The following is an 8,592-nucleotide window of genomic DNA, read 5'->3' as shown; positions in this document are numbered from 1 at the left end:
GCGCCACAACGTGCTGATCATCGAGGACGACGTCTACCGGCCGCTGGCCGACGATCCGCCGCCGTCCTTCGCCAGCCTCGAGCCGGAGCTGACGATCCATCTCGGCGCGCTGTCAAAATGCGTCGCGCCCGGCCTGCGCCTCGGCTTCGTCATCGCCCCGCGCCCGATCGCCGGCCAGGTCGCCGCGGCGCTGCGCATCAACTGCTGGAGCATCAGCCCGCTGACCGCGCTGATCGGCGCCAGGCTGCTCGAGGAAGGCGCCGCCGCCCGCATCATCGACATCCAGAAACAGGAGTTGCGCGAGCGTCAGGCTATCCTGAGCGACATCCTCGGCCGCTTCGACATCCAGAGCCACCCGACCTCGACCCATGCCTGGTTGCGCCTGCCCGAGCCGTGGCGCGGCGCGGGCTTTGCCCGCACCTGCCTGGAGCGCGGGGTCGCCGTCCTGCCAGGCGATGCCTTCGCCGTCGGCCGCGAGCCGGTCCAGCACGGCGTGCGCATCAATGTCGGCGCGGCGCGATCGCAAGAGGATCTGCGCTCGGCGCTCACCACCATGGCCGAGCTGCTCGCCGCCGGCCATCTGCAACTGCCTGGCTTTGTCTGAGACCATGGCCTCCTCGCCGAAATCAGTCGAGATCGCCATCATCGGCGCCGGCGTCATCGGGCTGGCGACCGCTTTGCGCCTTGCCGGCGAGGGTCGCGAGGTCCTGCTCATCGACCCGCACGAGCCCGGCTCGGGCGCTTCGTTCGGGAATGCCGGCACGATTGCCGAATATGCCTGCATGCCGGTCGGCAATCCCGGCGTGCTGCACGAGTTGCCGAAGCTGCTGCTCGATCCCGAAAGCCCGTTCTCGCTGCGCTGGGCAGCGCTTTTCCAGCTCGCGCCATGGCTCATCCGCTTTGTCCGCCAGTCGCTGCCGGCGGCAACCCGCGCCAATGCACTGGCGCTTGCCGGCTTGCTCGCCGAAGCGCTGCCGGCCTGGGGCGAAATGGTGCAGGAGGCCGGACTTCAGGATCTTATGCGTCGCAATGGCTGCCTCTATGTCTATCGCCGCGACAGCGATTTTGCCGCCTCCGAGAGTGGACGGGCTTTGCGCGCCGAGCTCGGCGTTCATCAGCAGGTTCTGACCGCCGATCAGGTGGGCGCGCTGGAGCCGCGGCTGGCGGCGTTTGGGACCCACGGCCTCTATTTCCCGGATTCGATCAATGTCAGCGATCCCAAGGCGGTGATGGCGCGGCTGGCGGCAGCCGCTACCGCCAGGGGTGCTCAACTCATGCGCGCGAGCGTCACCGGCCTCGCAACGGGGGCAGGCGGCGTGTGGCTGAGCGGCCCGGGCCTTGCCGTCACGGCGCAAAAAGTGGTGATTGCGGCGGGCGCGCGGTCGCGGCCGCTCGCCGCCCAGGCCGGCGACCGGATCCCGTTGGAGACCGAGCGCGGCTATCATCTCGAGTTTTCGACCACGACACCTTTGCTCAACCGCCCGGTCTGCCCGGTCGATCTCGGTTTCTACATGACGCCGATGGACGGCAGGCTGAGAGTTGCCGGCACCGTCGAGCTGGGTGGGCTCGAAGCACCGGCCAATCCGCGCCGGCTGGCGCTGCTCGATCGCGGCGTGCGGCAGTTCTTCCCCGATCTCAGCCAGCCATCGTCGCAATGGCTAGGCTTCCGGCCGTCCCTGCCGGACTCGCGCCCTGTGATCGGACCCTCGAGGAAATCGCCGGACGTGATCTACGCCTTCGGCCACGGTCACCTCGGACTCACCCTCGCACCAATTACTGCCCGACTAGTCGCCGACGTGATTCACGGAAAGGACAGCACATTGCTGTCCGCCTTCAGCTCGGCCCGGTTCTGAACAGGCGAATCCCACGTTTGACCGCGACTAGAGGTTCCGGCGGCGGGCGGAACCTCGCCCCGGACCGTCGCTGTCTATCGGTCGCGTTGCGGTCAGGCCGGCTTCGATGGATCTGAGAAGCTCAAGCGCGGCATTGAGATTGCGTGTGTCGCCGCCGGCGGCCTCGGATACGGCAGTTGCCCACTCCTTGCGCACCAGGGCGTAATTGTGGGCTCCCCGCCGGGTGCGGTGGACGCTGACGCCCCGGCGATCTTGCGGGTCGACATGGCGCTCGATCAGCCCCTTGCCTTCCAGGTCGCGCAGCACGGTGGAAACATTGGTGCGCTGCAGCCCGGTCGCCGTCGCGATCTGGCTGGGCGTTGCGGAAGCGTGCGCAACGAGGTGGCGCATCACCATGCCCTCCGATTGCGACAGCGACAGCGCTTTTTCGTCCCGGTAACCGCGAAATTGAATCTCACGGGCAATGATGAGAATCAAGTCGGCCAGGTCCGCCCAGCGAACAGCCGGGGGAGCTTTGCGAGCGGACGATTCCTGGTCGGTTTCCATAGGGCGCAGTTTACAGACTTCCAACGTCTATGTATATGAACATAATCATTATGATCATATAACTATGTTTTCATACACATCTGGAGGTTCGGATGACCAACTCGACAACCGCCGCCGGGCACGCTTGGCACACACCTCGTTCCATGGCCCGCGCCGGCGGGCTGCACGGGATTGGCGTGTACGTTCTGCTCGCCGGCGCCTTCCTGCCGATCGCCGACTTTTTCATCGTCAACGTGGCGCTGCCGACCATCGCCACCTCGCTGCAGGCGACGCCGGCCGCACTTGAGCTGGTGGTTTCAGTCTATGGTGCGGCTTACGCCGCCATGCTCGTTCTCGGCGGCAGGCTGGGCGACCGTTTTGGACGCCATAGCCTGTTCTTGGTCGGGCTCTCCGGGTTTATCCTCGCCTCTCTCGCCTGTGGTCTGGCACCCACCATCGATCTCCTTATCGCCGCGCGCCTGGTCCAGGGCGCAATGGCGGCGATGCTCGTGCCGCAGGTGCTTGCGACCTTCCAGGCCACCCTGGAAGGCGAACGCAAGACCCGGGCCATCGCGCTTTACGGCGCCACCTCGGGCATCGCCGCGGTTGTCGGCCAACTCGCCGGCGGACTGCTGGTCAGCGCCAATCTGTTCGGCACATCCTGGCGGCCGATCTTCCTGATCAACATCCCGCTCGGCGTCATGGTGTTCTTCGCCTCGCGGGCGGTCGTGCCAGCCAACCGCTCGCCGCACCCCGCGGGCATCGACGTCGCCGGCACTATACTTTTCGCCGCCACGCTGACGGCTCTGCTGGTGCCGCTGACCGAAGGCCATTCGCTCGGCTGGCCGGCATGGACGTGGGCAATGCTGGCTGCAGCCGTCTTGCTTGCCGTCGCGACGGTCACCGTCGAAAGGGCCGCCGAAGCGCGCGGCGAGATGCCGTTGCTGCCGCCGTCGCTGCTCAAGCTGCCCTCGATGTCGCGCGGCCTGGCCATGATCACGCTGTTCAGCGTCGGCTTCGGCGCCTTCATGTTCGTCTTCGCGCTCACCGTCCAGAACGGACTCGGCGCCAACCCGCTCGAAAGCGGCCTCGCAATCCTGCCGATGGCGGCGATGTTCTTCATCGGTTCAGTGGTCAGCCCGCGCATCATCGGCCGTTTCGGTCGTGGGGCGCTCGCGGCCGGGGGTCTCCTGCAGGCGCTTGGACTGGTCACGTTGATCGCAATCACCGTGTCCAGTTGGCCAAGGGTGAGCCTCCTCGAATTTGCCGTGCCGCTGGTCGTGATCGGGGCCGGACAATCGATGTTGTTTTCGGGCTTGTTCCGGGCCGTGCTCGCCGATGTCCCCAAGCATCTGGCGGGCGTCGGCAGCGGCGTCCTCATCACCCTACAGCAGTCGGGCCTGGCGCTCGGGGTCGCAACCTTGGGCACGCTCTACCTGGCACTGGAGCCGGCGAGCATTTCGCACGCCTTCGGCACAGTCATCGCATGTCAGTTCGTCATTGTCGTCATGCTGGTCCTGTGCACCGGGCTGCTGCCGCGGTTCAACAAGGATCAGGCCGACACCCAGCCCGTGGAGATGTGATTTCAAATGCCGGAACAGCGTGGGAATCACGGATCTGAGCCGCCGCGGCTGAAGGAACGGACCGATCGCGAGCTTTAGGTGGGCGATGGTCGTCCGCGCATTCGTCATTCAACTGGGTGATGATGCTGACGGCGAACTCTGAATTGGACGGCGTAACCCATCTCGGGAACGCTGTGCGCGCAAACCGGCCTCGGCGCAGGTGGGTCGCGGCCTCGACGAAAAGCACATGGAGCTCTGGGATGACCGCCCCTCGCAAGATTCTCGATCACCTGTTCGACGCCACCGGAGGTGCCGAGCCCCGGCTGACCAGCGGCGACATCGTCAATCCGAGCCGCCGCGCATTTTTGGCCGCCGGCTGCTTTTGTCTGGCCTGCGGCCTGGCGACGCCGTTGTTCGCTGGCGCGCCCATGGCCAAAAGCCAGGCACCTGGGTTCCATCGTTTGACGCTCGGCGATTTTGAGATAACGGCGCTGTCCGATGGCAACAATATGCTCCCCGCGACGAAGTTGCTGCAGGGCGACCCGGCGCGGATCGAGGAAGCACTCAAACGCAACTATCTCACCGAGGTCGTCGAGACGTCGCACAATTCCTTTCTCGTCAATACCGGAGCCAGGCTGGCGCTGATCGACGCTGGTGCCGGGTCTCTGTTAGGCCCTGGCACCGGCCACCTGCTGAGCAATCTCAGCGCATCAGGCTATCGGCCGGAGCAGATCGATGAGATCTACCTCACGCACCTGCACACCGACCACGTCGGCGGTCTCATGGTCGACGGCCAGAGAGCCTTCCCCAACGCCGTCGTGCGTGTCGAAAAGCGCGACACCGACTATTGGCTGAGCGAGGCAAACATGCACGCGGCTCCCGCTGAAGCGAAGCGGTTCTTTCAGGCCGCCATGGCATCGATCGGGCCATATCTGCAAGCGGGCAAGCTCGCCGTTTTCGATGGCAACACCGATCTGGTGCCCGGCGTGCGCGCACAAACCGCCTATGGCCACACACCTGGACATACAATGTATGTGGTCGAGAGCAAAGGCGAGAAGATCGTCCTGTGGGGCGACGTCGTGCATGTCGCCGCGGTACAATTCAAGGACCCGTCCATCACGATCCAGTATGACGCCGACGCATCGGAAGCCGAGCGCGTGCACGAGCGCGCGTTCGCCGATGCGGCTGACAGCGGCTATATCGTAGGCGGCGCCCACATATCGTTTCCTGGGCTTGGCCGTGTCCGGCGCGACGCCGCGAACGTCTACTCATATGTGCCCCTGAACGGTTAGAACTGGTGCCGCGAGGAAGCCGGATCCATCTGCGCCAGTGACATCCTGGATGTCGCTTCCGCCGTAAGATCATGTCGTTCCCACGAGCGGCGCTTCTCCAACCAGCTAGCCATCGAAGGACGAACCGCAGGCGTCCGTCACCAGCGCGCGAAACCATTGGTGGGCGGGGTGCTGCTGCAGTCGTTCGTGCCAGATCAGCTTGTAGAGCAGCTTCTCGGTTTCGAACGGCAACTCGCACACCACCAGGTCACGTCCATCCGCAATCGTTCGCCACGGTCCATTGAAGAAGCCGAGCGGCACGCAGGTGATGAGGTCGCTACGCGAGACAATCTTCAGCGCGTCGGCAAAGTGATTGACCACAACGGCGATCGTCCTTGTCCGTCCCGTCAGGCTGAGCCAGCCATCCACCAAGCCGCGTTCCAGACCGGACGGGGTCGCCAAGACGTGTGCCGCGGCCGTGAATCGATCGAGCGTCAGGCAATCAGCCAGGTCATGTCCGCCGCGCATGACGCAGACATAGCGATCCGTCCGCAGGCTCCGTACATGCATTTCTCTTGGCAGCGAGGCAAACATGCCCACGGCGCAGTCAAGGGTGCCGCGATCGATTCCTTCCAGGGAGCCTTCATGGGTATGCACCGCGAAGGAAACGCGGGCGCGCGGCGACGCGGCCTGCAATTTCAGCGTAATTTCGCTGACGCCTTCCATCGCGAGACTGTCGGTGACGGCAATGCGAAAACTGGTCGCATCCGACGCGGGATCGAACTCGTCGGGCGCGAAAGAAGCGCGAATTGCCGTGAGCGAGCGATGAAGGTCGGGCCACATCGCGACCATGCGAGCGGTGGGCTGGACCCCCGTTGCCGTCTTGAGGAAAAGTTGATCTTTAGTGAGGCGGCGGGCTCGACGCAACGCATTGCTGACCGCCGGCTGGCTCATCGCCAGGCTCGAGGCCGCACGCGTCACATTCCTCTCCAGCATGATGGCCTCAAGGACCGCAATCAGGTTCAGATCAAGGCGCACGTTATTCACCCAGCAAATGATGCATTGGTCGATTCTAAATTGGACGCATTGATGGCGGCAAGCCATCCTGATGCCGCTGATCGGAGGATAAGGCATGAATGATACAGCTCTCGCGGATGTGCTGCCGAAGCTCACCGGCAAGATCAGTCGCGACCGCATTCGACTGATGCGGGTACCGCGCCCGCCGAAGGATCTGATCGACGGCTTCAAGCGGATCGGCGACGCCACCAGCGTCATCTCGGACATCATGGATGAGCTCGGTATCACCGGCGCGGTTGGCGCATCGGTTCTGAAGCCGACCCTGCCTTCGGTGTCGATCGTCGGTCCGGCGCTTACGGTGCGCAACATCCTGCAACGCGAGCATGTCTACGAAACGGCGAAAAACCACGTCAACCGGATGGCGGAGTTCGAGGCCCACAACCTGGCGCTGCCGGGCGACGTTGTGGTGATCGAGGGCGTTGCCGGCGTTTCGAACATGGGCGGAATTTCGGCCCAGACCGGAAAACGGCAGGGCGAGGCCGGAGCAATCGTGGACGGAGGCGTTCGCGACCTTGGGCATTCGCGGCGGGTCGGATATCCGCTTTGGGCCAGCGAGATAACGCCTGTCACAGGCAAATGGCGCATCGAGACCGTGGAGATCAACGGCGAAATCCAAGTCGCCGGCGTGCGCGTTGCTCCAGGCGATATCGTCGTTGCAGACGAAACCGGCGTCTGCTTCATCCCGATTGCCCGGGCCGCCGAAGTTCTGGCAAAGGCGCTGAGGAAGTCGGCGCTTGAAGAGGCCAAGTGCGAAGCAATCGACGCCGGTACCTCCGTTGCGGATCTGCCGGGCAATGCATGAGGCGATAGGTCACCCCGTGAGAAAGCTTCGCGTCGCCATCATCAACGACTACCAGGACGTGGTCCGCACGCTGGACTGCTTCTCCAGGCTGGACGGCCACGACGTCACGATCTGGACCGATATCGTCGAGGATGTCGACATTCTGGCAGATCGCCTGGCGGAGGCGGACGTCCTGGTGCTGATGCGCGAGCGCACCAAGATCGACGAAGCTTTGCTGAGCCGCCTTCCCAAGCTGAAGCTCATAAGCCAGAACGGCCACATTCCCCACATCGATCTGGCGGCCTGCGACAGGCACGGTGTCGTCGTTTCGTCCGCTCTGACGTCGCGTCCGTCCTATTCGACGGTCGAACTCACCTGGGGGCTGATTCTTGCGGCGATGCGCAACATTCCTTTCGAGAGCGCGTCGCTGCGGCAAGGCCGTTGGCAGACCACCATAGGCCTCGGCCTGCGCGGCCGCGTCCTCGGCATCTATGGTTTCGGCCGCTTGGGCTCGATGGTGGCGCGGATCGGCAAGGCCTTCGGCATGGAAGTGCTGGTCTGGGGACGCCAAGGTTCGTTGGATCGCGCTGAAGCCGAGGGTTTCAGTGTGGCACATGACAAGCCGTCACTGTTCAGGCTGTCGGATGTTCTCAGCTTGCATCTGCGGCTGAATGCCGAGACCACCGGCGCGATTGGGCCTGACGACCTGGCCTTGATGAAGCCGACGGCTTTGCTTGTGAACACCAGCCGTGCCGAGCTGATCCAGCCGGGCGCTTTGGTGGCGGCGCTGAAGAGCGGTCGCCCCGGCAAGGCGGCGGTCGACGTGTTCGAACGCGAGCCGCTCACCAATCCGGACGACGCCCTGCTCAGGCTTCCAAACGCCCTGTGCACGCCGCATCTCGGCTATGTCGAGCGCGACAACTACGAGTTCGCGTACGGCAATGCGTTCGACCAGATCGTAGCCTTCGCGGGCGGAACCCCGATCAATGTCCACTCCGCTGGCGGCCAGAAACAGGATCACTGAAATGAACCTCGAGCTCGACGGGAAAATTGTCCTCATAACCGGGGGCAGCAAGGGAATAGGGCTGGCCTGCGCACGCGCCTTTGCCAGGGAAGGGGCCCGCGTGGTGATTGTGTCACGCAGCCAGGAGAACCTCGACAACGCCAAGAAAAAGCTGGCCGCCGAGGGGCTGTCGGCAACGAGTTTCGCCGCCGATCTGTCGGACGGGCTTGCGGCAAAGCAAATGGTCGCCGCGCTCGAGGAGCAGGTGGGGCCGATCGCGTCCCTGGTCAATTCGGCCGGCGGCGCCAGGAGAGTTGCCCCCGACGAACTGACGCCGGACAAATGGCGTGTCGCGATGGACGCGAAGTTCTTCACCTACATGAACGTCACCGACTACGTCCTGCCGCTGATGGTGGCGCGGGGCGCCGGCACGATCGTCAACATAGTCGGCACCGGCGGGAAGATCGCGTCACCCATGCATTTGCCGGGAGGCGCCGCCAACGCGGCGCTGATGCTCGCC

The 8,592-nt window shown here is 64.4% G+C and carries 9 protein-coding genes; 7 read left to right on the top strand and 2 right to left on the bottom strand.

Annotation, left to right across the window (positions count from 1 at the left end):
* On the top strand, positions 1 to 604 hold a 604-nt coding region (locus EOA32_RS28925; RefSeq protein ID WP_128373532.1), incomplete at its 5' end, for an aminotransferase class I/II-fold pyridoxal phosphate-dependent enzyme.
* Positions 605 to 608: 4 nt separating this feature from the next.
* Entirely contained in the window at positions 609 to 1,853 is a 1,245-nt protein-coding gene (locus EOA32_RS28920) for an FAD-dependent oxidoreductase (protein WP_128373531.1), read from the top strand.
* Positions 1,854 to 1,880: 27 nt separating this feature from the next.
* Here the strand turns inward: EOA32_RS28920 and EOA32_RS28915 are convergent, their stop codons facing one another.
* Positions 1,881 to 2,399, bottom strand: coding sequence for a MarR family transcriptional regulator (locus EOA32_RS28915; protein WP_066994716.1), 519 nt, complete (start codon positions 2,397 to 2,399; stop codon positions 1,881 to 1,883).
* Positions 2,400 to 2,491: 92 nt separating this feature from the next.
* On the opposite strand from EOA32_RS28915, the gene EOA32_RS28910 reads away from it, so the two are divergent.
* Together EOA32_RS28910 and EOA32_RS28905 are read left to right on the top strand one after the other, a co-directional pair.
* Positions 2,492 to 3,961: an MFS transporter gene (locus EOA32_RS28910; RefSeq protein WP_245499411.1), complete on the top strand. Its 1,470-nt coding sequence runs from the start codon at positions 2,492 to 2,494 to the stop codon at positions 3,959 to 3,961.
* Positions 3,962 to 4,080: 119 nt separating this feature from the next.
* Positions 4,081 to 5,232 (top strand): MBL fold metallo-hydrolase, encoded by a 1,152-nt coding sequence (locus EOA32_RS28905; protein ID WP_245499410.1) that lies wholly within the window; start codon positions 4,081 to 4,083, stop codon positions 5,230 to 5,232.
* 105 nt (positions 5,233 to 5,337) lie between these two features.
* On the opposite strand, the gene EOA32_RS28900 is transcribed toward EOA32_RS28905, so the two are convergent.
* Positions 5,338 to 6,249: a LysR family transcriptional regulator gene (locus EOA32_RS28900; protein WP_245430729.1), complete on the bottom strand. Its 912-nt coding sequence runs from the start codon at positions 6,247 to 6,249 to the stop codon at positions 5,338 to 5,340.
* 94 nt (positions 6,250 to 6,343) lie between these two features.
* Here EOA32_RS28900 and EOA32_RS28895 point away from each other — a divergent pair, with 94 nt between their 5' ends.
* From EOA32_RS28895 to EOA32_RS28885, 3 genes are all read left to right on the top strand, one after another.
* Entirely contained in the window at positions 6,344 to 7,090 is a 747-nt protein-coding gene (locus tag EOA32_RS28895; RefSeq protein WP_095783892.1) for an RraA family protein, read from the top strand.
* A gap of 16 nt (positions 7,091 to 7,106) precedes the next feature.
* Positions 7,107 to 8,093 (top strand): D-2-hydroxyacid dehydrogenase family protein, encoded by a 987-nt coding sequence (locus EOA32_RS28890; protein ID WP_348632236.1) that lies wholly within the window; start codon positions 7,107 to 7,109, stop codon positions 8,091 to 8,093.
* A 1-nt stretch (position 8,094) separates the two neighbouring features.
* Positions 8,095 to 8,592, top strand: a 498-nt coding sequence (locus tag EOA32_RS28885) for an SDR family NAD(P)-dependent oxidoreductase (RefSeq protein ID WP_128373529.1), incomplete at its 3' end; no start/stop codon positions are given.

The organism is Mesorhizobium sp. M1A.F.Ca.ET.072.01.1.1 (assembly GCF_004023325.1).
GTDB lineage: Bacteria > Pseudomonadota > Alphaproteobacteria > Rhizobiales > Rhizobiaceae > Mesorhizobium.
This window is presented reverse-complemented; position numbering and strand designations above follow the sequence as displayed.

What these genes read in the sequence shown, in the direction of transcription:
- EOA32_RS28920 (WP_128373531.1), top strand. Translation starts at nt 609, where the DNA reads ATGGCCTCCTCGCCGAAATCAGTCGAGATCGCCATCATCGGCGCCGGC.
- EOA32_RS28915 (WP_066994716.1), bottom strand. Translation starts at nt 2,399, where the DNA reads ATGGAAACCGACCAGGAATCGTCCGCTCGCAAAGCTCCCCCGGCTGTT.
- EOA32_RS28910 (WP_245499411.1), top strand. Translation starts at nt 2,492, where the DNA reads ATGACCAACTCGACAACCGCCGCCGGGCACGCTTGGCACACACCTCGT.
- EOA32_RS28905 (WP_245499410.1), top strand. Translation starts at nt 4,081, where the DNA reads ATGATGCTGACGGCGAACTCTGAATTGGACGGCGTAACCCATCTCGGG.
- EOA32_RS28895 (WP_095783892.1), top strand. Translation starts at nt 6,344, where the DNA reads ATGAATGATACAGCTCTCGCGGATGTGCTGCCGAAGCTCACCGGCAAG.